This is a genomic window from uncultured Eudoraea sp. (assembly GCF_947490415.1).
GTDB lineage: Bacteria > Bacteroidota > Bacteroidia > Flavobacteriales > Flavobacteriaceae > Eudoraea.
In genome coordinates, this window is record NZ_CANLGX010000004.1 from 502,109 (window position 1) to 526,557 (window position 24,449).

Annotated in this window: 26 protein-coding genes; 7 read left to right on the plus strand and 19 right to left on the minus strand. The window is 36.8% G+C overall.

Annotated elements, in window-relative coordinates:
- The first annotated feature begins 112 nt into the window (after positions 1-112).
- The 3 genes from Q0874_RS13440 to Q0874_RS13450 are packed head-to-tail and all read left to right on the plus strand — an operon-like array spanning position 113 to position 1,981.
- Complete coding sequence (locus tag Q0874_RS13440) at positions 113-565, plus strand: SRPBCC family protein (RefSeq protein ID WP_299163901.1); 453 nt, start codon at positions 113-115, stop codon at positions 563-565.
- 11 nt (positions 566-576) lie between these two features.
- The gene (locus Q0874_RS13445) at positions 577-825 is read left to right on the plus strand and encodes a hypothetical protein (protein WP_299163902.1); all 249 of its coding nucleotides are present in this window, start codon (positions 577-579) and stop codon (positions 823-825) included.
- Between the two features lie 16 nt (positions 826-841).
- Positions 842-1,981 (plus strand): serine hydrolase, encoded by a 1,140-nt coding sequence (locus Q0874_RS13450; RefSeq protein ID WP_299163903.1) that lies wholly within the window; start codon positions 842-844, stop codon positions 1,979-1,981.
- Positions 1,982-2,015: 34 nt separating this feature from the next.
- Here the strand turns inward: Q0874_RS13450 and Q0874_RS13455 are convergent, their stop codons facing one another.
- Positions 2,016-2,534 (minus strand): fasciclin domain-containing protein, encoded by a 519-nt coding sequence (locus Q0874_RS13455; protein ID WP_299163904.1) that lies wholly within the window; start codon positions 2,532-2,534, stop codon positions 2,016-2,018.
- 119 nt (positions 2,535-2,653) lie between these two features.
- Here Q0874_RS13455 and Q0874_RS13460 point away from each other — a divergent pair, with 119 nt between their 5' ends.
- Positions 2,654-3,220, plus strand: coding sequence for a sigma-70 family RNA polymerase sigma factor (locus tag Q0874_RS13460; protein ID WP_299163905.1), 567 nt, complete (start codon positions 2,654-2,656; stop codon positions 3,218-3,220).
- Positions 3,213-4,004 carry an anti-sigma factor gene (locus Q0874_RS13465; protein WP_299163907.1) on the plus strand — a complete coding sequence of 264 codons (792 nt, stop codon included), beginning with the start codon at positions 3,213-3,215 and terminating at the stop codon, positions 4,002-4,004. The genes Q0874_RS13460 and Q0874_RS13465 overlap by 8 nt, the downstream gene beginning before the upstream one ends.
- Positions 4,005-4,054: 50 nt before the next feature.
- Here the strand turns inward: Q0874_RS13465 and rimO are convergent, their stop codons facing one another.
- From rimO to recR, 14 genes are all read right to left on the minus strand, one after another.
- A complete protein-coding gene (rimO, locus tag Q0874_RS13470) occupies positions 4,055-5,359 on the minus strand; it encodes a 30S ribosomal protein S12 methylthiotransferase RimO (RefSeq protein ID WP_299163908.1) in 1,305 nt (434 codons plus the stop codon).
- A gap of 427 nt (positions 5,360-5,786) precedes the next feature.
- On the minus strand, positions 5,787-6,830 hold the full coding sequence (locus Q0874_RS13475) for a DUF481 domain-containing protein (RefSeq protein WP_299163910.1): 1,044 nt from the start codon (positions 6,828-6,830) through the stop codon (positions 5,787-5,789).
- Positions 6,831-6,935: 105 nt separating this feature from the next.
- Positions 6,936-8,597, minus strand: coding sequence for an amidase family protein (locus tag Q0874_RS13480; protein ID WP_299163911.1), 1,662 nt, complete (start codon positions 8,595-8,597; stop codon positions 6,936-6,938).
- Positions 8,594-9,457, minus strand: a complete 864-nt coding sequence (locus Q0874_RS13485; RefSeq protein WP_299163912.1) for a DUF2911 domain-containing protein — start codon at positions 9,455-9,457, stop codon at positions 8,594-8,596. Before Q0874_RS13485 ends, Q0874_RS13480 begins: the two co-directional genes overlap by 4 nt.
- Positions 9,454-10,416, minus strand: coding sequence for a signal recognition particle-docking protein FtsY (ftsY, locus tag Q0874_RS13490; RefSeq protein WP_299163913.1), 963 nt, complete (start codon positions 10,414-10,416; stop codon positions 9,454-9,456). The genes Q0874_RS13485 and ftsY overlap by 4 nt, the downstream gene beginning before the upstream one ends.
- Before the next feature lie 89 nt (positions 10,417-10,505).
- Positions 10,506-10,658 carry a DUF4295 domain-containing protein gene (locus Q0874_RS13495; protein WP_299163915.1) on the minus strand — a complete coding sequence of 51 codons (153 nt, stop codon included), beginning with the start codon at positions 10,656-10,658 and terminating at the stop codon, positions 10,506-10,508.
- 6 nt (positions 10,659-10,664) lie between these two features.
- Positions 10,665-10,847 carry a 50S ribosomal protein L33 gene (gene rpmG, locus Q0874_RS13500; protein WP_019670387.1) on the minus strand — a complete coding sequence of 61 codons (183 nt, stop codon included), beginning with the start codon at positions 10,845-10,847 and terminating at the stop codon, positions 10,665-10,667.
- A gap of 21 nt (positions 10,848-10,868) precedes the next feature.
- Positions 10,869-11,105 carry a 50S ribosomal protein L28 gene (rpmB, locus tag Q0874_RS13505; protein WP_299163917.1) on the minus strand — a complete coding sequence of 79 codons (237 nt, stop codon included), beginning with the start codon at positions 11,103-11,105 and terminating at the stop codon, positions 10,869-10,871.
- A gap of 73 nt (positions 11,106-11,178) precedes the next feature.
- The gene (locus Q0874_RS13510) at positions 11,179-12,426 is read right to left on the minus strand and encodes a competence/damage-inducible protein A (protein ID WP_299163919.1); all 1,248 of its coding nucleotides are present in this window, start codon (positions 12,424-12,426) and stop codon (positions 11,179-11,181) included.
- The gene (locus Q0874_RS13515; RefSeq protein ID WP_299163921.1) at positions 12,426-12,764 is read right to left on the minus strand and encodes an Hpt domain-containing protein; all 339 of its coding nucleotides are present in this window, start codon (positions 12,762-12,764) and stop codon (positions 12,426-12,428) included. The genes Q0874_RS13510 and Q0874_RS13515 overlap by 1 nt, the downstream gene beginning before the upstream one ends.
- Positions 12,765-13,376: a fumarylacetoacetate hydrolase family protein gene (locus Q0874_RS13520; RefSeq protein ID WP_299163923.1), complete on the minus strand. Its 612-nt coding sequence runs from the start codon at positions 13,374-13,376 to the stop codon at positions 12,765-12,767. It abuts the gene before it with no gap.
- A gap of 19 nt (positions 13,377-13,395) precedes the next feature.
- Positions 13,396-14,172 (minus strand): 3'-5' exonuclease, encoded by a 777-nt coding sequence (locus tag Q0874_RS13525; RefSeq protein WP_299163925.1) that lies wholly within the window; start codon positions 14,170-14,172, stop codon positions 13,396-13,398.
- Between the two features lie 181 nt (positions 14,173-14,353).
- Positions 14,354-15,709 carry a dihydrolipoamide acetyltransferase family protein gene (locus tag Q0874_RS13530; protein ID WP_299163927.1) on the minus strand — a complete coding sequence of 452 codons (1,356 nt, stop codon included), beginning with the start codon at positions 15,707-15,709 and terminating at the stop codon, positions 14,354-14,356.
- A gap of 89 nt (positions 15,710-15,798) precedes the next feature.
- The gene (gene recR / locus Q0874_RS13535) at positions 15,799-16,419 is read right to left on the minus strand and encodes a recombination mediator RecR (protein WP_299163929.1); all 621 of its coding nucleotides are present in this window, start codon (positions 16,417-16,419) and stop codon (positions 15,799-15,801) included.
- A gap of 58 nt (positions 16,420-16,477) precedes the next feature.
- Here recR and Q0874_RS13540 point away from each other — a divergent pair, with 58 nt between their 5' ends.
- Entirely contained in the window at positions 16,478-17,941 is a 1,464-nt protein-coding gene (locus tag Q0874_RS13540) for a sodium:solute symporter (RefSeq protein WP_299163931.1), read from the plus strand.
- A gap of 187 nt (positions 17,942-18,128) precedes the next feature.
- On the opposite strand, the gene Q0874_RS13545 is transcribed toward Q0874_RS13540, so the two are convergent.
- Positions 18,129-18,488, minus strand: a complete 360-nt coding sequence (locus tag Q0874_RS13545; RefSeq protein WP_299163932.1) for a CoA-binding protein — start codon at positions 18,486-18,488, stop codon at positions 18,129-18,131.
- A gap of 379 nt (positions 18,489-18,867) precedes the next feature.
- On the opposite strand from Q0874_RS13545, the gene Q0874_RS13550 reads away from it, so the two are divergent.
- Positions 18,868-21,318 (plus strand): TonB-dependent receptor, encoded by a 2,451-nt coding sequence (locus Q0874_RS13550; RefSeq protein ID WP_299163934.1) that lies wholly within the window; start codon positions 18,868-18,870, stop codon positions 21,316-21,318.
- Between the two features lie 96 nt (positions 21,319-21,414).
- Here the strand turns inward: Q0874_RS13550 and Q0874_RS13555 are convergent, their stop codons facing one another.
- The 3 genes from Q0874_RS13555 to Q0874_RS13565 all read right to left on the minus strand — a co-directional run bounded on the left by Q0874_RS13555 (position 21,415) and on the right by Q0874_RS13565 (position 24,434).
- Positions 21,415-21,966 (minus strand): pyridoxamine 5'-phosphate oxidase family protein, encoded by a 552-nt coding sequence (locus Q0874_RS13555; protein ID WP_299163936.1) that lies wholly within the window; start codon positions 21,964-21,966, stop codon positions 21,415-21,417.
- A 19-nt stretch (positions 21,967-21,985) separates the two neighbouring features.
- Complete coding sequence (locus Q0874_RS13560; RefSeq protein WP_299163938.1) at positions 21,986-22,993, minus strand: 3-oxoacyl-ACP synthase III family protein; 1,008 nt, start codon at positions 22,991-22,993, stop codon at positions 21,986-21,988.
- A 130-nt stretch (positions 22,994-23,123) separates the two neighbouring features.
- Positions 23,124-24,434 carry an AarF/UbiB family protein gene (locus tag Q0874_RS13565; RefSeq protein WP_299163939.1) on the minus strand — a complete coding sequence of 437 codons (1,311 nt, stop codon included), beginning with the start codon at positions 24,432-24,434 and terminating at the stop codon, positions 23,124-23,126.
- Positions 24,435-24,449: the final 15 nt, after the last annotated feature.

Consider the following 24,449-nt stretch of genomic DNA (forward strand, 5'->3'; position numbering starts at 1 on the left):
CAAAAATAAGAATTCAATCCTGCTGGGCAAATAATAGCAATATGGATTAACAGATTTTTAGTACCTCCACATTTTTATTTAGTACATTAGTAGTGCCAAGTACCTTAGTATTATGAAATATACTACTGAAATAACAATCAGCCTTTCCCGTGAAGAAGTACATAAAAAATTGGATGATCCGGATAATATGAAACATTGGCAGGAAGGACTAATAGGTTTTAAACAATTGTCTGATGAGCCCACAAAAGAAGGTGCAAAAATGGAATTGAATTATAAAATTGGCAAACGAGAGATGACATTAATTGAAACGATCATAAAGAATAATTTTCCTTATGAATTCCACGCTACTTATGACGCGAAAGGTGTTCATAATTTTCAAAAGAACTATTTTGAAGTTATTGATGACCACACTACCAAGTGGATTTCGGAATCAGAATTTCAATTTTCAGGATTCATGATGAAATTAATGGGATTTATAATGCCAGGGGCATTTAAAAAACAGTCTGCTAAATCTTTAAGTGATTTTAAGGCATTTGCAGAGAAAGGTATCTCGGTAGCTAAATAACTAGAACAACTGTGAGTAGAAAAATTAAATTAATTTGGGATTTCAGAGGGCCTACAGCCAAAGAGGTTGCCATGCATCACGAAAAGCATTTGAAAGATTATATAGAGGCTGAAAATTTGAGTCCAAACATTACCGGGAATGCAGATTTAAGTTCTATGCACAGCATTGCATATATGGTGGTCGAAGAAGTTAATATGCCAAGTGTACGAGACGCCCTCATACCTCACAGGGGTGAAGTTTATTCGGAACAGCAGAACTAACTAAATATTCTTTGTATTGAAAATTTTAAAACTAACTATTCTCCTACTATTATTATTGCTGGCATGCAAGACCAAGAGTAAAGAAAATAACCCTATGGCATTGGTTTTGGCCTCTCCAAACACATCAATCAGAAAAGTTATTGACAGTGTTGATCAATATGAAGTCCAAATACTTTATACCCAAATAGATCGAAGCGACGATAGCATTGTTCTAACTGATTATGAATTTCAGTTGGATGATATGAATTACTTCTATCCTGCCAGCACTGTTAAGCTGCCTATTGCTGTACTTGCGCTCGAAAAATTAAACCTTATAGATTCAATAAACAGGCATACTAGATATTATATTGAAGGGGATTCAGTTGAAAACACCTTTGCAGAGGACATTACCAAAATTTTATCTGTTAGTGACAATCATGCAAACAACAGATTACTTGAATTCCAGGGACAGGATGACATTAATTCCAGGCTTGAAAACAAGGGTATCCATCCTGTGAGAATTTCGCACAGACTAGGAATACATTCCGATGACGTTACTACAAAGCCTTTGATATTATATATTAATGATAGTACTACAGGCACATCCACACCTATTATAAATTCAGAGCCCATGCCTCTTAATTTAAAACGAATAAAAAAGGGGGATGGGTTTTATGAAAATGATTCAATACATAGCGAACCTTTTGATTTCAGCTATAAAAATTATTATCCGGTTAGTACTCAACACGGAGTACTGAAAAGAATCATATTTCCTGAATTATTCAAGACAAATGAAAGGTTTAATCTTGGTGAGGATCAAAGAGAATTTCTGTTAACCGCGATGCATACATTACCCAAAGACGCAGGTTATGACCCACAAGAATATTATGACGGTTATTGCAAGTTTTTTATCTATGGAGATTCAAAAGAAAATATTCCCGAACACATAAAAATATATAATAAAGTAGGCTTTGCCTATGGTACCCTAACCGATTGTGCTTATATAGCGGATGAAAAAAATAATGTAGAATTTATGCTGACCGCCACCATTTTAGTCAATTCTGATGGAATATTCAACGACGATAATTATGAATATGATGAGATAGGTATTCCGTTTTTAGCTGCCTTAGGAAGGGAATTTTACGATTATGAATTAAAACGAAAAAAAGCACCGTAAAACGGTGCTTTTAAATTTAATATTTAAGATTGTATTAAGGCATTACTACGTCTTCGATGATATGAATTACGCCATTAGAAGCCATTACATCTGTCTTAGCAATCTTGCTGTAATTTCCGTTTTTATCCATTAGATAAATCCCGCCATCTTTTGAAACTGCAGTAAGAGTTTCACCATTAAGCGTTGTAAGTTCAGCTTTACCATTTCCAGATTTTAAAGCACTGGCAACATCAGCAGCAGCAATTTTTCCAGCCACTACATGATAAGTTAGAATAGCCGCTAACTTTTCCTTATTCTCAGGTGCTAATAAAGAATTCATAGTATTTGAATCTATCTTAGCGAAACCAGCGTTAACTGGCGCAAAAACTGTAAAAGGTCCATCACCCTGAAGAGCGCCAACCAAATCTGCAGCTTTTAAAGCAGTTACCAATGTTGAAAAATCGTCTACAGATGCAGCAATATCAACAATATTCATGGCCTTATCTTGAGAGGTGGCAGTTTGAGTAGAAAACACTAAAGCTACCGTTGAAAGAATTAAGAAAATTTTTTTCATGATTTGTTTAAAGATTTAATATTAGTAATTATTAATGTGCACTTTGCATTGTTAAATACACATCATTTAGAACCATGGATGAGCAAAGTGATTTTTTATCATATCTTTAACATAACTATATGGCAGCAGACCCAAAAGACACTGAATTCATCAACCAACTTCTTAATGGAGATAAGAATGCCTTATATCTCTTATATGACAAGTATTCCGGTGCACTTTATGGCGTAATATTAAGGATGTGCAGAGAAGAAGATTTGGCCAAGGACCTTTTGCAGGAAAGTTTTATTAAAATTTGGCAAAAAATAGGTTCTTATGATCCCGAGAAAGGAAAATTCTATACGTGGGCGTATCGTATCGCTAAAAATACCACTTTAAATGCACTTAGAAAATCTACTCCGCTCATCCAAACAGAAGATTTAAGTGTATATGAAAATAAAAACACAGATTTAGAGGTTACCGATTATTCTAATTTGAATGGGATTTTAGCAGAATTGGAACCTCAACATCAGCAGGCAATTGATTTAGTTTATTTTAAAGGACTAACACATCAGGAGGCCCATAAGGAAATGAACGTGCCGTTAGGCTCTTTCAAATCATATATAAGACAAGCCCTTATGAAAATGCGGGAACGACGCTCAGAGCTTTCATTGCTTGTATTATTAACCCAAGTTTTTGGAAATGGATAAGAAAAAGATTTTAGAAGACGGGCTTTTAGAGCAGTATCTTTTGGGAGAACTTTCAGATGAACAGGAAATCCTAATTCAAAAGGTACTAAAAGAAGATGCAGATTTAAGATCAATATTTGAGGGACTTGAAGAAGAATTCGAAAAAATTGCATTCGAGAATGCAATTTTACCTCCCGATAGTGTAAAAAAAGCTTTACGCAAGGCAATAGAGACTAGTGGTGAAAATACCAAAGTAAAGGACATTTCTAGTCCTAAAAAAAATGATACGTTCAATTATGGCCGACTTGCTGTAGCTGCCAGTTTTGCTGCAATTTTTGCATTAAGTTCCTTTTGGTTTTACAATCGATGGCAGACCGCTGAAGATAACTTAAAAGCACTACAGGAACAGACTATAGCCTTGCAGGATCGTTTGTCAAACCTGGAACAATCATTTGAAATTACCAATGAGCGTTATCAGACCATAAACAATCGTAATGTAATTCCTTTGTTACTTAAAGGCAATACGATATTTCCCGAATCAAGGGCGGTGGCGTACGTGAATCATGCTACAAAAATTGTTATGGTAAATTCTCAGGGCCTCCCGCCTTTAGAGGAAGATAAAACATATCAAATGTGGGCCGATGTTGATGGTGTAATGATAAATATGGGGCTGTTACCGCCGGACAGAGATTTGATCCCTTTAAAATACATAGACAGGGCCGAATCTTTTAATATCACTATTGAACCAGCCGGTGGTAATGACCATCCTACAGTTGAAAATCTGATCTCTAATGTCCTGCTTTAAAACTAAAAGGATCTGTAACGGTTTAATTATACCATTTAGGCCAAAATACCTTATTTCAATGGTCTCCCATAAAGGTCAAAGTCTGCCGCATCTGTAATTTCAAGTTCTACGAATTCTCCTATTTTAACGTAGAAGTTCTTTGCGTCCACCAAAACTTCATTATCCACATCCGGAGAATCATATTCGGTTCTTCCAATAAAATAATTGCCTTCCTTACGATCAATAATACAACGAAAGGTTTTACCTATTTTTTCCTGGTTTAACTGCCATGAAATACCGGATTGAAGCTCCATAATCTCATTCGCCCTATTTTGTTTCACCTCTTCTGGCACGTCGTCTTCCAGTTTATAAGCATGCGTATTCTCTTCATGGCTATAAGTAAAACAACCAAGTCGCTCAAATCGCATTTCTTCTACCCAGTTCTTTAAAGTCAGAAAATCTTCCTCCGTTTCACCAGGATAACCAACAATTAGTGTAGTTCTGATGGCCATATCGGGAACCATATGCCTAAAATCTTTTAAAAGCGCGGTAGTTTTGGCTTTGGTAGTTCCTCTGCGCATGCTCTTAAGGATAGGATCCGAAATATGTTGCAACGGGATGTCAAGATACTTGCAGATTTTTGGTTCATTCTTCATAACCTCAAGCACATCCATAGGAAACCCTGTTGGAAAGGCGTAATGAAGGCGAATCCATTCTATTCCTTCCACCTTAGCAAGTTCTTTTAATAATTCGGCCAGATTTCTTTTTTTATACAGATCAAGTCCGTAGTAAGTTAAGTCCTGGGCAATTAGTATTAGTTCTTTGACCCCATTAGATGCCAGTTTTTGAGATTCGATAACCAATTCCTCAATGGGCTTACTCTTGTGTTTACCTCGCATTAGTGGTATTGCACAAAAAGAACAAGGCCTGTCACAGCCTTCTGCAATCTTTAGATAGGCATAATTTTTAGGGGTGGTTGTTAGACGTTCCCCTATTAATTCGTGTTTGTAATCAGCACCAAGGGCCTTTAATAAATTAGGCAGGTCACTGGTCCCAAAATATTCATCAACATTTGGAATTTCCTTTTCCAGATCCGGTTTGTAACGCTCACTAAGGCATCCTGTAACAAACACCTTATCTACCTCTCCTGACTGTTTTTTATCTACATATTCCAAAATGGTATTCACGCTTTCCTCTTTGGCATTTGCTATAAACCCACAGGTATTTATCACAACTATATTCCCTTCCTCTTCATGCACTACCTCTTTGTCATTCGCTCTGAGTTGCCCCATAAGAACTTCAGAGTCGTAAACATTTTTGGAGCATCCAAGGGTTACAACATTTATTCTATTTTTTTTTACCGACTTTGTTCGCATGGGTTTTCTTTAGCCGTGCAAAAATACAATACAATAGAAGAAGAGCCGCTTTTTAACACGAATTCTTCTCATTATAAGTTAATTCATTAATGGTACTATTGGTCTATTTAGTAATTAAACCAAAAGAAACCACAAGTTCAAGGACTATTTTTAATTTAGTATTATTGGGCTGTTTGTCCTGTGAAAATAATTCGGATAATTTAACAGATTCAGTAATTAAAGAAAATGGTCCGGATGAAAACCCAGATTCCTCCTTATATTTTCCAGGAACCAACTCTGATTATTGAGAAACTGTAAGTCTTGACGAATTGGGATGAAATTCCACCTTCCACCATGAAATAGTAGATTTCCGGGTGGAAAAGATTAGGAACCTTAAAAACTAAAAATACTTTCTTTTAGAATTAGCTTAATTTTTTTAACCGTTCTATTAATGTAATGAATAAGTTAGTTGCAGGTTTATACCGTAGTCATCATTAGATAGCGAACCTTCAGCAGGATTACTATCATAATTGAAATAGAAATTGAAACCAACCTTAAAATTATTATTCAATATACTAATACTGGGATTAAGGTTATAAGCCGCTCGATATCTTTCTTCACCTGTAAAATAAGGGATGAAATTGAGATTGGTCTGTAACGATATTTTTGGGCTCGTGTATTTATAGATTTCATAAGCCACACTTATTGCTCCTGCCAAATCCTGTTGTGAAGCGTTAGAAGGCTCATAAGGAGTTTCTGTTATACCGCTTAAAGCTGCAGTTACGTAAAACCTATTCCATGTGTTATAGATAATATCCTTAACCCCCCCCAGGCTTAAATCAAATCTTCGTTTTGTTCCCAATTGTAAATTTTGGCTCATACCCACTAGTATCAAAGAAGACCATTGGTTTTTAAACATTCGTTGCCATTGAAGATTAATATTAGTGTTAAGGGCAGTTAAACTATCTCCCTGATAAGAGGTGTTAAGATTCCAGTTGGTTTGGTAAAACGTTTTCTTATTCCTGTAATCCAAATTTCCCGAAAAGGCTATTGTAGTTAGATTGCTACCTTTAGAATAATTACCTCCAAGACTCAAATTTCCACTAATTTTCATCCAAAATTTATTTTTTATTGGATGAGCTTCAACAATATCATCAATATATATTGATTCTTTTTGGCCATCTACTAAAATAATCACTTCTCGATTACTATCAGAAGCTTCTAAAGAAGAATAATAAATGAGTCCGTTTTTCATTACTATTTCAAATTGTTTTTTTGAAATAAAAGTATCTATAAAAGGCTGTTCAACATTAATTGTGCCCATACCGTCCATTTTCCATGTAATGATGCCGTATTCCATCTTTTTAAAATCTCCTTTTAGCACATTACCATTTACATGAACTATTGTGTCTGTTTTTTGAGCAAGCCCTTTTATTTGTGGAGTCACTATAAAAAATAAAAATAGAATAATATGTATTGTAGCTTTATTCAAATTTTTAATTTTATGATTTCGTTTATCAAGATTTAGACTGTTATTTAATAGTTGATTTTGATGCCCCTTTAAGTTTCAAAATGAAAAGGTAGGTAATTATTCAAGCTAATTATATGCCAAAGGTGGTTTTCTAATTTTTGTGGCAATCTCGAAAGCACGTCCTAATCCAAGCAAATCGTTTTCATGAAAAGGCTTTGCAATAAATGTAAGGCTTATGGGTTCCCCGGTTTCCTTATAGCCCATGGGAATAGTTAATGCCGGATATTTTGCCACAGCAGCATAGCCAGCATGGTAATTGTTAATGGATAAAATAGCATCCAAATTTTCCTGATCCATGGCGGTATCGAAAAATAGTCTTCCATTTTTCTCCAATCTACTTTTAATAACTTCCAGTTCTTCTAAGGTGGTAGAATCTTTAAGAATGCCATCAAAAATGGATTGTCCGTAAGGAATACGCAGTAAAGAATCTTGTAAATTAAATTCCACAATCTCCTCCATAGTGCGCATAGGAATTACTTCCTTATTTTGGATATTGGTACTAAGGTATTCAGGAAGATCATTTTTCATATCTATATTAAGGAGGGTTAAAAACCCATCCATAGATACCTCCGGTGCATTAAACTCTATTATTTCTGCACCCAGTTTTTTAAGTTTGTTAATCGTATTCCCATAAATGGAATCAGTTTCCAAAAGATCTTTGAAAACACCTAACCGTTTTCCTTTCAGACTCACTGGATTCAAAACCGCTTCAAAATATTTCTCGTCGGTACTGACAGACTTATCATCAGCCATATCCTTCCCCGTCATTGCCGAGAGTAAAATGGCATTGTCTATTACATTCTTAGTCATTGGGCCCGGGGTATCCAGTGTACTTGAAATGGGCACAATCCCTGATCTGCTCAAAAGTCCAATAGTAGGTTTTAAACCAACTACAGAGTTTAAACTGGAAGGGGAAAGAATAGAACCCGAAGTCTCAGTGCCAACCGCTGCAACCGCATAGTTGGCGGCGACAGAAGTTCCGCTCCCGGCACTGGAACCTCCTGTTTCAAAAATTCCTCTGCCATACGGATTCAATGTCTGTCCGCCAATAGCACTGTATCCCAGAGGACAGCCATTACACATATAATAGGCCCATTCACTAAGATTAACTTTGCCCATTATCAATGCTTTGTTTTTCTTTAATTGCCTGACAATAAAGGCGTCTTCGGTTTCATTATCTTTCAGGGCAATTGATCCGGCAGTTGTATTCATCCCGGCTGTACCAATATTGTCTTTAAGGAAAATCGGCATGCCAAAAATTGGATGACGGTCTTCTGAAATTAAATTGTCAAGCTCCCTCGCTTCCTCTACCACATTCTCATTTAAAGCTAGTATGGTATGCAATGTTGTTTTGTTATCAAGTTCAAATCGATAAATTCTATAGAGAAAAAACCGAACTAATTTTTCATAGGTCAATTTTCCATCCTTTATGTGCCCTTGAATTGTGGGTATATCCTGTTCAAGAATCAGGGGTTTAAGTTGTTCATAATCGGTCTCAGACATTTCTGCCACTTCGTGATAGAGCGGCCGGAAAATCTCATTTTTGTCTGACACCCTGGATTGAATCAGTTTGAAGCGCATTCGTGATTTTTCATGCTCCTGGCTCGCTGCTACTTCAGAAGAGTCATTGTAGGTTTTCCATAGTACAAGAGAGGAATAATCTACTTTCTTAGATTCCTTGCAGGAAATAATTAATAAAAGACCAAGTAGGAAAATTAGCTTTTTCATTGTTTTGTATTTATTTGTTTAAGACTCCAAACAGAGATATTTTGTTCATTCATGCGTACAAATTCATCTTTTTCTTCTTTTTGGGCTAATTCCAATGATTTTTGTGCTGAAATAATGGCACTGCCATAATCTTTCAAAGCAGCTTCAACCAAAGATTTAACCCTGTAAAAATAATAAGTATCCCCTCCTAATTCAATAGCCTTATTTAGATAAGACAGCGCCTCCGGGTATGATTCTCTCTGTTCCTGCAGATAGCGTGCCGCTTCATAATACGTTTGAGCAGTAGGATTTTCCGCTATTTTGAATGCAATTTCCTGCCTCATTTTTGTATCTGTATCCACTGAAATTGGGATTTTTATAAGGGTATGTTCCCAAATCCAAAGCATATTAATGGAATTGTGGTCAATTTCATCAAAAGTAATCAGGAAATTTTCCTGATAATTAGGAATTTCTTGTGGTTTTATCCGAATCCTGAAAGCATCTTCTTCCGGATCATAAGCTTTTCTACCATCACCCCAATGCTCCGTATTTTTGTGAAAAACTACGTCCCAGTGACCTTCATAAGGAAAGGCATAAAGCGCATAAGTGCCCTCAGGTAAATTATTACCCATAATAGTCAAATCGTCATCTGCTGTGAATTTGGTAGACTCATTTGCGCCAACACGCCAAATTCGCCCATAAGGAACAAGACCTCCTAGTACTTTTCTGCCCTTTGCCCCGGGTCTTGAATAGGCAATTGTAATTTTTGTAAGACCAACATCCTGCTCAACCTTTGAAAACGGACTGGCTTTAGGAGCCTCAATTTGCGCGGCAAGTACTGTTGAAAAGCAAGTAAAAAGTATGAGGTTTAAAACTTTCAATGGGCTATATTAAAGAAGGAATCCACAAATTCAAATTTATTGAATACTTGAAGATCCTCTATTCCTTCCCCCACTCCAATATATTTAACAGGAATCTGAAACTGATCTGATATACCAATGACTACTCCTCCTTTGGCTGTTCCGTCTAATTTTGTTACGGCCAAAGAAGTTACTTCTGTAGCCTTTGTAAATTCTTTAGCCTGTTCAAATGCATTTTGGCCTGTGGATCCATCGAGTACCAAAAGTACTTCATGAGGTGCATCTTCAATAACTTTTTGCATAACACGTTTTACCTTGCCAAGTTCATTCATTAGGTTCACTTTATTATGCAATCTGCCCGCGGTATCAATTAAAACAACATCTGCACCCTGGGTAACGGCTGAACTCAAAGTATCAAAAGCCACTGAAGCAGGGTCGCTACCCATTTTTTGTTTCACCATAGGGACATCCACACGATCTGCCCAAACCTGTAGCTGATCTATTGCAGCTGCTCTAAAAGTATCAGCTGCTCCTATTACAACTTGTAATCCTTGTTTTTTTAACTGATAAGCAAGTTTTCCAATTGTGGTTGTTTTGCCTACCCCATTAACCCCAACAACCATAATAACATATGGTTTTTTGTTTTTAGGTACACTAAATTCTTCCTCTTCACCCAAATGAGTTTCCGATAATAGGCCTGCAATTTCTTCCCGGAGGATTCCGTTCAGTTCGTCAGTACCCATGTATTTATCTTTGGAAACCCTGGCCTCTATTCGTTCAATAATTTTGAGCGTAGTAGCCACTCCAACATCAGAAGTTACTAAAACTTCCTCCAGGTTATCTAAAACATCATCATCTACTTTAGATTTACCCGCTACTGCCTTGCTAAGTTTGGATAAAAAACTGGTTTTAGTTTTCTCTAATCCTTTGTCTAGTGTTTCCTTTTTCTGGGATGTAAATATTTTTTTAAATAAGCTCATGTCACCGTAAAAGTCGTTGGGCAAATATATGAAATAAAAAAAGCCGCTCTCAATAGAAAGCGGCCCGGAACTCAATTTTAGTCAGTTTGTTACTTCTTATTCAACCATTCGTTCACCATTTCTGGTGGCATAACAGATTCTACAAAAGTATAGGCCCCTGTTTTAGGTGATTTTACCATTTTTATAGCTTTGGTAAGTCTTTTAGAACTGGATTGTAAACTTGCTACCGTCTTCTTTGCCATGCTTTCTTATTTTATCTCTTTATGAACAGTCATTTTCTTGAGAATAGGATTAAATTTTTTAATCTCTAACCTATCAGGGCTATTCTTCTTGTTCTTGGTTGTAATGTATCTGGATGTTCCCGGCATACCAGAGTTTTTATGCTCTGTGCACTCCAATATTACCTGAACTCTGTTTCCTTTTTTTGCCATCGTAATCTATATATTGAAGGATTATTTAATCAATCCTTTTGCTCTAGCTTCCTTTAAAACAGCTGAAATGCCCTTTTTGTTTATCGATTTAAGAGCCCTTGTAGAAACCTTCAAAGTGATCCATCTATCTTCCTCCGGAATATAAAAACGTTTCTTGGAAAGATTTACATTAAATCTTCTCCTTGTTTTATTGATAGAGAAGGATACGTTGTTCCCAAACATAGCTCTCTTTCCGGTAAGTTCACAAACTTTTGACATTACGCTACTTTTTACTTGATTTTAAACAGGGTGCAAATTTAATTCATTTTTGTGTGATGGACAAAATTCTCTTCTAGAATTTTAAAATTTCTTTTTGTAGCATCTGGAAAGCCTTATGTACTGCTTTTTGAACGATTCTGGTACGGTGATTTCCCATTGTAAATTTTTCCACTAAAACATTATTCGGAGTAGCAATTGCAATATAAACAGTCCCTATTTCAGCATCAGAATCACCTTTTGTAGGGCCCGCATTACCAGTTGTTGCCATTGCAAAGTCTGCCTTCAATAATTCTCTGACATTAACAGCCATTGCTCTTGCAACTTCTGCACTTACTACAGAATTCTTTTTTATCAACTCCTCAGGAACCTTAAGAACATCTATTTTAACCTGGGTGGCATAACTTACCACACTCCCTAAAAAATAAGCCGAGGCGCCGGGAATAGCGGTAATTTGCTCTGCTATTTTGCCTCCGGTAAAACTTTCAGCTGTGGCCAGGGTCATTTTCTTTGAAGTAAGCAATTTAGCAACTCCTGATTCTATAGATCCATCCTCTTCTTCCCCATATATGATATCCCCGATTATGGAATACAATTTTGCCGATTCTTCTTTGACAGCATTTTCTATAACATCCTTATCTGCTCCTTTCGCTGTTAATCGCAACCGAACTTTGCCTAAATTAGGGAGGTAAGCCAGCTTAACAAAAGAAGGTAAATTTTCCTCCCAATCTTCTATTCTGGCCGCTATAGCACTTTCACCCAGGCCATAAGTCATAATGGTCTTGTGGTAAATGTGCGGTCGATGAAAAGTAGCTACAATCTTTGGGATAACCTCATTGTCTATAAGGTTTTTCATCTCAAAAGGCACTCCCGGCAGTGAAATAAAAGTGGTTTTCTCATTAGACATCCACATTCCCGGTGCAGTACCGTATGCGTTGTGTAAAACCTGAGCTTTGGAGGGTACTAATGCTTGCTGCCTGTTGATATCAGATATAGAAGTTGCGATATATTTCTTAAACAGCTCCTCTATATGATTTAATACCTGCTTGTTTTCAACCAGTTTATCATGTAAATACTCACATAGGGTGCGTTTTGTAATATCGTCCTTGGTTGGCCCTAATCCGCCTGTAATGATTATAATTTCCGCTCTCTTTTCGGCCTCCGAAAGTGCCTTAAGTATATGAGATCTATCGTCCTGAACAGAAGTTATCTGGAATACCGAAACCCCAATCTTATTTAATTCACCGGCTATAAAGGCAGAGTTGGTATCTACTATTTGTCCAATTAGAATTTCATCGCCAATGGTTATAATTTCTGCAAACATCAGAAATTAAAGTCTTTTTTAAGTTCCGAAATTACCTGATGAATATCTTTTTTTAGTAAAGGAAACTTTTTCTCAATTTCTTCCTTATTATCGGGACTTTTACCTTTTGTTTCAATATCCAGGGCAATTACTCTGCTTTGTTCCATGCCCAATAAATCAACATTCGGCTTAATTTTATGGGCCAGTTTATAGACGTTTTCGTAATCACCATTTATAATTGCATTCTCAAGATCTTCCAGATCCTGTGGTACTTCCTCAAGGAAGACAGAAATAACAGAGTTGATGAAATCCTCATCCCCTTCAGCCATCTCATTTATTTTATCCAAACTGTATATCATTTATTTAATATTTACGGTAAGTAACTCTTCACCTTCAAGCGTAGCCGAAAGGTAATCATTTGCACTTATTTTACCAACACCGGCGGGAGTTCCGGTAAAAATTATATCTCCCTTTTTTAACATAAAGAATTTAGATACATATGAAATTAGTGAATCTATATTCCAAAGCATTAAAGCTGTATTCCCCTTTTGGACAATAGTTCCATTTTTGGAAAGGGAAAAATTCAGATCATTCAAGTCTTGAAATTTCTTCTTATCTACCCATTTTCCAATTACGGCCGAACCATCAAAACCTTTAGAAATCTCCCAGGGAAGGCCTTTTTCTTTTAACCTGGATTGCAGATCCCTGGCTGTAAAATCTATACCAAGTCCAATCTCATCATAATAGGTATGAGCAAATTTCTCATTAATATGTTTACCAACTTTTTTAATTTTTACCAAAATTTCTATTTCGTAATGGATTTCATTGGAGAACTCCGGGATATAAAAATCTTGTTCCTTTGGAAGAACTGCAGAATCGGGCTTGATAAACACTACCGGATCCTTGGGCCTTTCATTGGCCAGTTCCTCTATATGATCCACATAATTACGACCAATACAAATGATTTTCATCTATAATTTCCTAATTGTTTTAGCTCAATTTATTATTCAGCTGACTTAGTTTTATTTGAGTAAGTACCTTTTTTGTATAAAGTGGAAAATCAGCATTCAATATCCATCCAAAATAACCTGGTTCCTGTTCCAGAACCTCCAGCACTTTTTTGCCCTTGTGCTTTCCAAAGGAAAATATTTCCTCATCGTCTTCACCAAAACTGATAAAGCCAGCAAAATCCGCAAATTTTCTATGGGTAGAGAATTCTGCCAGTTTCTTTACATTATTTTCTAATTCCGGATAGCGATCTAACTGAGAAAGTAGGACTTCGTAAGTAGCCATGGTGTCAGCTTCAGCACTATGAGCATTATTAAGGTCCTTATCACAATAAAATTTATATGCTGCCTCCAGGGTACGTTTTTCCATCTTATGAAAAATAGTTTGAACATCTACAGATAACATGTTTTTTAGATCGAAATCAATTTCGGATCGAAGCATTTCTTCCGCCAGTAGCGGAATATCAAAGCGATCTGAATTAAACCCGGCAAGGTCGCAGTCTTTTATTATGTTGAAAATTTCTTTGGCCAGTTCCTTAAAGGTAGGCTCATTGGCTACTTTTTCATTAGAAATACCATGAATTTCAACTACCTCATCAGGAATGGTCATTTCAGGATTAACCAGCCAGGTCCTGCTCTCTTTATTGCCATTAGGATAAACTTTCAGAATAGAAATTTCGACAATTCGATCCTTAGCGACATTGGTCCCCGTAGTTTCCAAATCAAAAAAACAGATGGGTTTGCTGAGTTTTAATTCCATTTTTGTGGGATATTTAGGCAAAGATAATTTTTAATATAAAGTTAAACAGAACTTAAAAACATATCTTTTAAGAGATTTTAAACAAAGGCAGTCCAATTTTCATATCATCTAAAAGTATTTAAGATCGTAGTATTGAAATGAAAGTCTAACTATTTGATATTCAGCATCCTCTAAAATCGGACTAAATCTCTCTATCCACGTCCCAAGCCTCCAGGTAGTCGGCAACTGCCTTAACAAACATCCCACCCAAAGCACCGTTTACTACTCGATGATCGTAGCTGTGCGAGAGGAACATTTTGCTACGGATACCAATGAAATCACCTTCCGCTGTTTCAATTACCGAAGGCATTTTACGAATAGCTCCTAAAGCAAGAATCCCAACCTGCGGCTGGTTAATAATAGGAGTTCCAAAAACACTTCCAAAAGATCCCACGTTTGTAACTGTATAGGTGCCGTCTTTTACCTCATCCGGTTTTAGTGCATTGTTTCTTGCCCTGTTAGCAAGATCATTAACTACTTTGGCCATTCCAACCAAATTTAGCTGATCTGCATTTTTTATTACAGGTACAATCAGATTTCCATCGGGCAATGCTGCAGCCATTCCAATATTGATATTCTTCTTCCTTATCACTGTTTCCCCTTCAACTGAGATGTTGACCATTGGGAATTTCTTTAAGGCCTTTGCAACGGCCTCCATAAAAATAGGCGTAAATGTCAACTTTTCTCCTTCACTTTTCTGAAAAGCATCCTTAACCTTATTCCTCCACGCAACCACCTTGGTGACGTCTACTTCAATAAAACTTTGTACGTGTGCTGAAGTAGAGATACTCTCTATCATATGATGGGCTATAAGCTTACCCATCCGTGTCATTGGAATAATCTCATCTTCGCCATTAGACTGTACCCTTGTAACCTGATGTGGCTCTGCACTAACAGTCGTTTTCTGCTTTACGGGTTCAGGCGCCCTGACGGGCTCCACAACCGGTTTAGCTACTTCAGTAATTTCGGGCTTCCCACTTTTTATATAGGCCAAAATATCATTTTTCGTAACCCTGCCTTCTTTACCCGTACCCACTATGCCATCCAGTTCTGATGTGGTTATACCTTCCTCTCTGGCAATATTTTTAACAAGGGGAGAATAGAAACGAGTAGTATCAGCGAAACTTTGAGCAGTGCTGCCAACAAGTTCCTGAACATTAGCCACTTTTTCTTCTAACACAGATACTTCCTCCGGGAGAACTTCTGTCGTTTCTCCTTTTTGGTCTGTATGCATCGCTCCTCCGGACTCTGACCCTCCTTCTAGCTCAATTACGGCTACCGTTTGTCCAACTTTAATTATATCGTCTATATTAAAAAGTTTTTCCAGTAACACGCCCTCAACTTCACTGGGTACTTCAGAGTCTACCTTGTCTGTCGCAATTTCAAAAACCGCCTCATCCATTTCTATTGTATCGCCTACTTCCTTTAACCAAGCAGTTAAGGTAGCCTCTGCAACACTTTCACCCATTTGCGGCAATTTCAACTCAAATTTTGCCATATTATTATTTAATGTGCTTTTTTGAATAAATATTTTGCAAAAATACTAAAAAAACGCCCCTATTATTAAATTTATTGTATGAATTATCTTCACGTAGCCTTCAAGGAACCTTCAAATGGAATTCTATTAAGAATGCTTCTTCCCAATGTGACTTCATCTGCATATTCCAATTCATCACCTACAGATATACCTCTCGCAATTGTGGAGATTTTTATATCATAAGGCTTTAATTGCTTATATATATAAAAGTTAGTAGTATCACCTTCCATGGTAGAGCTCAGTGCAAAAATAAGTTCCTTTATCTGATTTTGACCTACTTTTGAGATCAAGGAGGAAATGGTTAAATCCTGTGGGCCAATACCCTCCATCGGAGATATTTTGCCTCCAAGCACATGGTATAACCCTATGTATTGACCCGTATTTTCAATAGCCATTACATCTCGAATATCCTCAACTACACAAACCACATCTTGCTCCCTTTTCGGGTTTGCACAAATTTGACATAGTGCAACATCCGATATATTATGGCAATTTGAGCAAAATTTAATATCCTCTCTAAGCGACAGAAGCGAACGAGACAAATCTGAGGTTTGTTCCATGGGCTGGTGTAAAAGGTGAAGTACTAACCGCAAAGCAGTACGTTTACCAATTCCCGGCAACTGAGACATATGGTAAACCGCATTTTCCAAGAGTTTTGATGAAAATTCCATAAAGGCAAAATTACATAATGTTTTAAGTTTTTGTACTTTGCGCTTGTAATTTATTTTTATGACAGCATCGCATATTCTGCTTCTTATTGGCGGTTATTTCTTCTTGCTATTGCTTATCTCTTACTTCACCGGAAAAAACGATTCCAATGCTGATTTTTTTAAAGCAGGAAAACAATCGCCGTGGTATTTGGTAGCTTTTGGTATGATTGGCGCTTCATTATCCGGTGTCACTTTTATATCTGTCCCCGGCTGGGTAGAAAGTTCCCAGTTTAGTTATATGCAGGTTGTTTTCGGATATTTGGTGGGTTATTTTGTCGTTGCCTTTATTCTGATGCCCATCTATTACCGCTTAAATGTTACCTCTATTTACGAATACCTTAAAGAGCGATTTGGAATTATCAGCTATAAAATAGGGGCTTTATCATTCTTTGTTTCCCGGGTATTAGGGGCCTCTTTCCGGCTTTTTTTAGTAGCCATAGTTCTGCAGCAGTTTGTATTTGATGCCTGGAATGTCCCATTTGAACTCACGGTAGTCCTATCTATTCTCCTAATATGGATATATACTTTTCGAGGGGGAATTAAAACAATAGTTTGGACAGACACGCTACAGACCTTGTTTATGCTATTATCTGTAGGCTTATCTATTTACTTCATTAATTCAAAATTAGGCTGGAGCTTTTCGGAGTTTATTGCTTCTGAAGAATTAAAGGAGTACAGCAAAGTGCTATTTACAGATGATTTTTACGCTAAAAACCACTTCATAAAATCTTTTATTGGCGGTATGTTCATCACTATTTGCATGACCGGACTCGATCAGGATATGATGCAGAAGAACTTAACCTGTAAAAACTTAAAAGACGCCCAGAAGAATATGGTTTCCTTCAGTATTATCCTGATTGTGGTAAATTTTGTTTTTCTGCTTTTGGGGGCATTGCTTTTTATTTATGCCAGTAAATTTGATATAGCAACACCACTAATGGACGGGGAACCAAAGTCTGATCTTCTTTTCCCTGAAATTGCATTAAACAGCGGCCTGGGTGTTACCGTGGCAATTACTTTTATACTTGGTCTTATTGCAGCAGCTTATAGCAGTGCGGATAGCGCCCTTACTTCATTGACGACTTCTTTCTGTGTGGATTTTCTTGGAATTGAACAGAAGCCGGTAAACGATCAAAAAATAATACGCAAAAAAACACATATCTGGATGAGTGTGCTCCTGATTGTAGTGGTCATAATATTCAAATATATTTTAGACAGGAATGTTATTGATGGCCTTTTGACTGTTGCGACCTACACATATGGTCCGCTTTTGGGGTTATTTGCTTTTGGTATCTTTACTTCTTACAAAGTAAAAGATAATTATGTCTGGATTGTTGCAATTACGGCTGTACTTATGGTAATTGGCATTGCAAATGTACCCCCTGCTTATCTCGGAGGATATGCTGTAGGCTATGAACTTTTGCCTGTGAACGGGTTATTTACTTTTATTGGATTATATCTTATAAGAAAAAAACCTAACTAATATATTTCATTCATAGCTGCTTTTAGAAAGTCAGGATCTTCAAGAATTGAGCCTCAATCTGACTTCTTTTCCAGTAATTCTACATATTCATTAATTGACAATTCCAATTTCTAATTCGCTTGTTGCTGAGCACTACCTATACATACTAAAAGCAAATAGAAAACAATAATTGTCTTTGGCATAATGCTTAATATTGATCCGTAGCTAATAGCACCAAAGTGCAAGCTACTTCTACTCTTATTTCATTATTTCGCAGGAGTGTATAGAACTCTGGGTTCTCGGTCCCCGGATTAAAAATCACCCGTTTAGGTTTAAGTTGAATAATTTGTTCGTAATACTCCTTTTGTCGTTTTTCATTAAGATATAAGGTAATCGTATGAATATTTTGAAAATCTTCAAGGCTTGAACTAATTTGCACACCTGATACATCACCAACCTTCAGACCAAAAGCCTTGGTTTCAATTTGTTTTGCCCGCAATTTAGTTATGGATAAATTACTGTAGCGATTAGGATTTAAAGAAGCTCCAAAAACAAGTGTCGTTTTCATAAAAAATTGCTTATTGAGTTAAAGTGTGTTAATTACTGTAACTATTCAAATTATAATTCGTCTTTTGATAGTACACCAAAATATACTTCGTTGTTGGTGCTATATTTTTATAGTTAATGGTTAGTGTTTAATGTGGCCCATCAACGAAAGAAACCCCGGCAAATTTGTCGGGGTTTTATTTTTTAGGCCAATAGAAAGCATCTTCCACCCATTGATATACAAAGATACTACTTCAATTTAATCAAATTAAATCCAAATAGATTTTAAAAACAGGGCTAACTTTGAGTTGATAGAATATGTTAAAATTTTTATCTAAAGTAACATTAAGTGATTGTTATCGTCAAGTATGTATCATCAATCAATCAATATCCAAAAGTTCATGAATAAAGTAATTATTCTTTTTACTCTGTTCTTAAGCATCGTAGTCCCCGCAAAAGGAGCTATTCCAAATACGGATATAGTCTTGGGAAGTATTAGTGGCAGAGTAATTGACAATGTTCAGGAGCAGCCAGTGCCGTATGCGGCAATAGTGATCAAACGAGCTTCAGACAACACTACAATTACCGGAGGAATCACCAATGAAGATGGCTCTTTTCAAATAAAAAAAATACCTGATGGATCATTCATTGTGGAAGTCCAATTTATAGGCTACAAAACACATATACAAGAGATTACTTTATCAAAAAATAAACGGAACGCGGAACTAGGGGTTATTTCTCTTGAAGAGGAAGCCGAAGAACTTTCTGGAGTTGAAGTTGTTGCGGAGCTAACCACTATTGAACAGCGCCTGGATCGGAAGGTTGTTAACGTGGGTAAGGACCTTACAACCGCCGGGGCCACTGCTTCCGAAATAATGAATAATATTCCCTCGGTTAATATAGATCAGCAAACAGGACAACTTTCCATGAGAGGAAACTCAAATGTAAGAGTTATGATAGATGGAAAATTATCCAATGTGCCGGTTGCACAATTATTGAGACAGATACCTTCGACTTCCATAAAGTCTATTGAACTAATAACCAATCCGTCGGCCAAATATAACCCTGATGGGATGAGCGGCATCATAAATATCATACTTCACAAAAATTCTAATAATGGTTTTAACGGTAATCTAAACACAGGTCTAACGGTTGGTCAGGAAGCAAAGTTTAATAGTTCAATCGACCTTAACTACAGGAATGGCAAGGTTAATGTTTATGGAAATTACGGAAACAATATTGGTAAATATGTAAATAATGGCTTTATATACAGGATAGATGAAAATTCGGAACAATTGTTCGATTGGTTAGATAATCGTAAATCAGATCTATTTAAAATAGGCATCGATTTTTATCTCAATGATAAAAACACCATATCGTTTTTCACCAACCAGAACTATTTTGACGGCAAAACCAAAGGACAGACTCAAGTTACTTATTTTGATGACCCGCTACTCAATATGAATCAAATCTTCTTTAATAAGAGTGATAATCACAGCCAGCAGTACAATTTTGACTATAAACTGGAATTTAAAAAAGAAGGGCATAATATTGAGCTGGAAGCGGATTATAACAAATTTGCGAATAAGGAGAATGCAGATTTTAAATCAACCGGCAACACTCTATTCCCCGATTATCAGGATTTTGTAGATACTAAAAGAGATCAGACCATAGTTAATCTGGATTATGTAAATCCATTAGATTCCATATCCAAACTCGAGGTTGGGCTGGAAGCAAGAATTTTTGAAACCAATGTGGATTATTCCTCCACCGGACTTTCATTTACACCCGACGGAAATTTGGTTCCAACTCCGGATACGGATTTTGTTTATGGTATGGATATCTATTCTGCCTATGCCAACTTTGGACAGAATTATGACAAATGGGGATATCAGGTTGGGCTTCGTGTTGAAGATGTTGAGGTTAAGGCCGACACAAACCAGGTAAGGGCCTTTACAGATAAGTATACAGAACTATATCCTTCCGGTTTTGTCAGGTATAGTCCAACAGAAAAAAATCAGTTTCAATTTAGTTTTAGCAGACGGGTGGACCGCCCGGGGCTAACACAGGTAAATCCTATTCGTGAGTGGTCTACTCCTTTATTATCTTCCTTTGGCAACCCGACACTTGTTCCGCAGTTCACAAATTCATACGAGATAAATTATACCAGACGCTTAAAGAATGGAAGTATCACCACAGGACTATTCTATAGAAGTATTAAGGATGAAATTAACAGGGCTGTTTATGTAGACAGATTGGACCTGAACAAACTAATATTAACCTTTGACAATTTCGACGATACTTCGGCATATGGAATTGAGGTCTCGGGTAACTACAAACTTACTAAATGGTGGAGTATTAATGCTAGTTTTGATCTGTATTCACAAACCCAGAGAGGTATTACTGAGAGTTTACAGGCCGATAATAATACAGCTACCCAAGATGACATTATTACGCAGGAAATAGAAGTGGAAAATACAGCCTGGAATTTTAGAATGAACAATAGTTTTAAAGCAACAAAAAACCTTACTTTTCAACTATTTGGATTCTACAGAGGACAAAACAGAACCATTCAATTTGATGTAAAACCCATGTATTTTGTGAATCTGGGTGCTCGTTATAATTTTGCTCAGGGTAAAGGTACTTTCAGTGTTAATTTTAACGACGTTTTCAACACCATGCGTTTCGCAGTTACTGGTGATCAGCCATTTGCCCAGGTTGGGGAGTTCAATTGGGAGAGTCAGACTGTTTTTGCCGGAATTTCGTATAGATTTGGAAGTGGAAAAAACAAAGCTGCAAAGCGAAAAAGAAGGGATAGTAATACTAAGCAAAGCAGCGGTGGTATTCTATAAATATTAATTGATAAAATATGCAGAGTATTGGTTGGTTATCTCTTGTAGTATTTATCAGTTACATAACCCCCGGTTACTTAGCCGGGGGTTTTAAATTTAAGATGATTCATCAAATATCCCGGTCGACAAACCATCCAGACTACTAACATTCTTTAGGCCCATGTATTCAATAAGCCCATCATTACCTTTTTTTTCTGCCCAGATATTGAGCATGTTTCGTTCCGCTTTATAGTCCATAAGCGGCACACCCATCCCACAGGAGGTCTGTACAAGTTTTATTCTCATTTCAATTAATTGCCTGCTACCGGCTATTTTAGGAAATTGTCCAATATGCTCTCTCCAGAAGGAATCGCGCTCATGAAATGCCCGTGCTTCACCATATAGGCGTAAAATCATTGGCTTCCCTTCAAATGCACAAAACATGATAGTCATTCTTTTATCGTATTGCAAATGGGTTGCAGTTTCATTCCCGCTACCGGTAAGGTTTAACCAAAGGATTTTGGTGTTATCAATAATTCTGAAAGAATCCATACCTTTTGGAGATAGATTAATTGAACCATCTTTCATGGCAGTGGCTACAAAAAATATTTTTTGTTTAGATATAAAATCTACGTGAGCAGAATCCAGATTTTCATAACGTTTCCCCATCCAAATTAGATTTAAATATTTACCATCGGATTATGGCACTACCCCAGGTAAATCCACTTCCAAATGCAGCCAATACTACAAGATCTCCTTCTTTTATTTTACCCTGTTCCCACGCTTCGGTGAGTGCTATAGGTATAGAAGCAGCTGTGGTATTTCCGTATTTCATAATATTATTATAAATCTGGTCATCTCTTAACCTGAACTTACTCTGTATAAACTGAGAAATTCGCAAATTTGCCTGGTGGGGAATCAGCATGTCAATATCCGTTACTTCCAGATTATTTGTCTTTAACCCTTCCATGATTACCTCACTAAAACGAACCACGGCATTCTTAAATACAAACTGCCCGTTCATATATGGAAAGTAAGATACGTCATTAGGATCATTGTCTTTTAATATATCCAGGACCCATCGTTTTCCCATCCCCGGAGCAATTAAGGAAAGTTCTTCCGCGTGCGCACCTTCTGAATGCAAATGAGTAGACAAAATTCCTTTAGAATTATCCTCCTCTCTTGTCAAAACAACAGCACCGGCACCGTCTCCGAAAATTACCGACACTCCCCTGCCGCGGGTAGTCATATCAAGTCCGCCAGAATGTAATTCAGAACCTATTACCAGTACGTTCTTATACATGCCACTTTTGATATACTGATCTGCCAGGGAAATCCCATAAACAAAGCCGGAACATTGATTTCTTATATCTATGGCCCCAACAGTTTTTATATCCAGATCTCGTTGCACCTGTACTCCAGGTCCGGGAAAGTAGTAATCCGGGCTCAAGGTTGCAAATACTATAAAATCTATCTCATCCTTATCTATCCCCGCTCTTTCAATAGCTATTTTTGCGGCCTTAACGCCCATAGTGGAGGTAGTATCCTCCCCTTTTATAACATGTCGCCGTTCCTTTATACCCGTTCGCTCCTGGATCCATTCGTCATTCGTATCCATGAGTTTTGACAGATCGTCATTGGTTACTACATTATCGGGCACAAAATAACCCAGTCCAATAATTTTTGAATTGTACATTACCTAGTTTGCTTGTTAGTTAGTCTGAAAATAATTACCTGTAAATTGGGAAATAGTGGTTACAAGAAAAATCATTTTCTCAATCTAAGGTAACTAAAAAATAATTGATGTTTTTAGATAGCTGCCGGAACTAGTTTAAATACTTTCGAAATGAATTTACCTCCACATTCGCCTTAAGATCGTGTAAGAGATTGAACAAGCCGAAAAAGGTTCTGTTAATATATAAAAAATGCTTAGAGCCCCTGTTTCCGTTCATTTTTCGTATGTGTTCGTCTTTAGAATAACGCTCTCCCAGCGCAGCAATTTTGGACCAAAAAACCTCATCCCCAAAATCAAAGTACTCGTCATGGAATGGCGTTGTAAATAGGCCGAGCATTTCTTTAAATAAGGCTTTAAAAAAAATAATTTCTTTTTCAGAATCTGAGGGTGTAAGAATTTCCAACTCATATAATTTATCCATGAAAAAGGCATCGTTTTCTATATTCTCCTTTTTAGCAAGTTCAAAGTACGGGACATAAAATTCATCCGGCACGTGCTTTATGCATCCAAAATCTATGGCAACCAATGTTTCCTGTTTACTAACCAGGAAATTTCCAGGATGAGGATCTGCATGAACTTTTCGAAGTCCATGTAACTGGAACATATAGAAATCCCAAAGTGCTTGCCCCAATTTGTTTCCCAATTTTGAATTAAAACCTTGTTTTGAGAATTCACTTAAATGTTGCCCATGCATCCAATCCATTGTAAGTATGCGCTCACTGGAAAGATCTTTATAGTATTTGGGAAATTCTAAATTTGGAATAATATGGCAGGCTTTGGTTATTTCTTCGCTGTGAATAAATTCAAGGCTATAATCAGTTTCTTCAAGAAGTTTAAGCTCAACTTCTTTAAAGTATTTATCTGAGTCCTTTCCCTGAAGATTAAACATTCTTATTGCTATAGGTTTAACAATTGCCAAATCACTACTTATACTTTCAGCAACTCCGGGGTATTGTATTTTAACAGCCAATTCCTTTCCATCTTTTGTTGCTTTGTGCACCTGACCTATACTTGCGGCATTAATGGAGTTCCGCTCAAAGGAATCAAAAACCTCCTCGGGGAATTTATTTAAATACCTTTTAAAAGTTTTACGCACCAGAGGCGCGGAAAGAGGGGGTACCGAAAATTGAGCTAAAGAGAACTTTTCCACATAAGCCGATGGGAGTAAATTTTTCTCCATACTAAGCATTTGTGCTACTTTAAGCGCGCTACCTTTCAGTGATTTAAGGCCATTGTAGATATCAGACGCATTCTCTTCATTCAACTCTTCTTTATCATGTTCAGGGTTTACCAGTTTTTTACCATAATACTTCATAAAATTACCCCCTACTTTAACTCCTGTCTTAACGAGTTTCCCTGCTCTTTCAATTTTCCCGGTGGGGATTTTATCAAGTGTTTTCATATTATATTACGGTTA

What these genes read in the sequence shown, in the direction of transcription:
- Q0874_RS13555 (WP_299163936.1), bottom strand. Translation starts at nt 21,966, where the DNA reads ATGGGGAAACGTTATGAAAATCTGGATTCTGCTCACGTAGATTTTATA.
- rpmB (WP_299163917.1), bottom strand. Translation starts at nt 11,105, where the DNA reads ATGTCAAAAGTTTGTGAACTTACCGGAAAGAGAGCTATGTTTGGGAAC.
- Q0874_RS13440 (WP_299163901.1), top strand. Translation starts at nt 113, where the DNA reads ATGAAATATACTACTGAAATAACAATCAGCCTTTCCCGTGAAGAAGTA.
- Q0874_RS13525 (WP_299163925.1), bottom strand. Translation starts at nt 14,172, where the DNA reads ATGGAATTAAAACTCAGCAAACCCATCTGTTTTTTTGATTTGGAAACT.
- Q0874_RS13465 (WP_299163907.1), top strand. Translation starts at nt 3,213, where the DNA reads ATGGATAAGAAAAAGATTTTAGAAGACGGGCTTTTAGAGCAGTATCTT.
- recR (WP_299163929.1), bottom strand. Translation starts at nt 16,419, where the DNA reads ATGGAATTTTCATCAAAACTCTTGGAAAATGCGGTTTACCATATGTCT.
- Q0874_RS13545 (WP_299163932.1), bottom strand. Translation starts at nt 18,488, where the DNA reads ATGAAAACGACACTTGTTTTTGGAGCTTCTTTAAATCCTAATCGCTAC.
- Q0874_RS13460 (WP_299163905.1), top strand. Translation starts at nt 2,654, where the DNA reads ATGGCAGCAGACCCAAAAGACACTGAATTCATCAACCAACTTCTTAAT.
- Q0874_RS13495 (WP_299163915.1), bottom strand. Translation starts at nt 10,658, where the DNA reads ATGGCAAAGAAGACGGTAGCAAGTTTACAATCCAGTTCTAAAAGACTT.
- rimO (WP_299163908.1), bottom strand. Translation starts at nt 5,359, where the DNA reads ATGCGAACAAAGTCGGTAAAAAAAAATAGAATAAATGTTGTAACCCTT.
- Q0874_RS13510 (WP_299163919.1), bottom strand. Translation starts at nt 12,426, where the DNA reads ATGTTTGCAGAAATTATAACCATTGGCGATGAAATTCTAATTGGACAA.
- rpmG (WP_019670387.1), bottom strand. Translation starts at nt 10,847, where the DNA reads ATGGCAAAAAAAGGAAACAGAGTTCAGGTAATATTGGAGTGCACAGAG.
- Q0874_RS13520 (WP_299163923.1), bottom strand. Translation starts at nt 13,376, where the DNA reads ATGAAAATCATTTGTATTGGTCGTAATTATGTGGATCATATAGAGGAA.
- ftsY (WP_299163913.1), bottom strand. Translation starts at nt 10,416, where the DNA reads ATGAGCTTATTTAAAAAAATATTTACATCCCAGAAAAAGGAAACACTA.
- Q0874_RS13455 (WP_299163904.1), bottom strand. Translation starts at nt 2,534, where the DNA reads ATGAAAAAAATTTTCTTAATTCTTTCAACGGTAGCTTTAGTGTTTTCT.
- Q0874_RS13550 (WP_299163934.1), top strand. Translation starts at nt 18,868, where the DNA reads ATGAATAAAGTAATTATTCTTTTTACTCTGTTCTTAAGCATCGTAGTC.
- Q0874_RS13480 (WP_299163911.1), bottom strand. Translation starts at nt 8,597, where the DNA reads ATGAAAAAGCTAATTTTCCTACTTGGTCTTTTATTAATTATTTCCTGC.
- Q0874_RS13530 (WP_299163927.1), bottom strand. Translation starts at nt 15,709, where the DNA reads ATGGCAAAATTTGAGTTGAAATTGCCGCAAATGGGTGAAAGTGTTGCA.
- Q0874_RS13540 (WP_299163931.1), top strand. Translation starts at nt 16,478, where the DNA reads ATGACAGCATCGCATATTCTGCTTCTTATTGGCGGTTATTTCTTCTTG.
- Q0874_RS13515 (WP_299163921.1), bottom strand. Translation starts at nt 12,764, where the DNA reads ATGATATACAGTTTGGATAAAATAAATGAGATGGCTGAAGGGGATGAG.
- Q0874_RS13565 (WP_299163939.1), bottom strand. Translation starts at nt 24,434, where the DNA reads ATGAAAACACTTGATAAAATCCCCACCGGGAAAATTGAAAGAGCAGGG.
- Q0874_RS13560 (WP_299163938.1), bottom strand. Translation starts at nt 22,993, where the DNA reads ATGTACAATTCAAAAATTATTGGACTGGGTTATTTTGTGCCCGATAAT.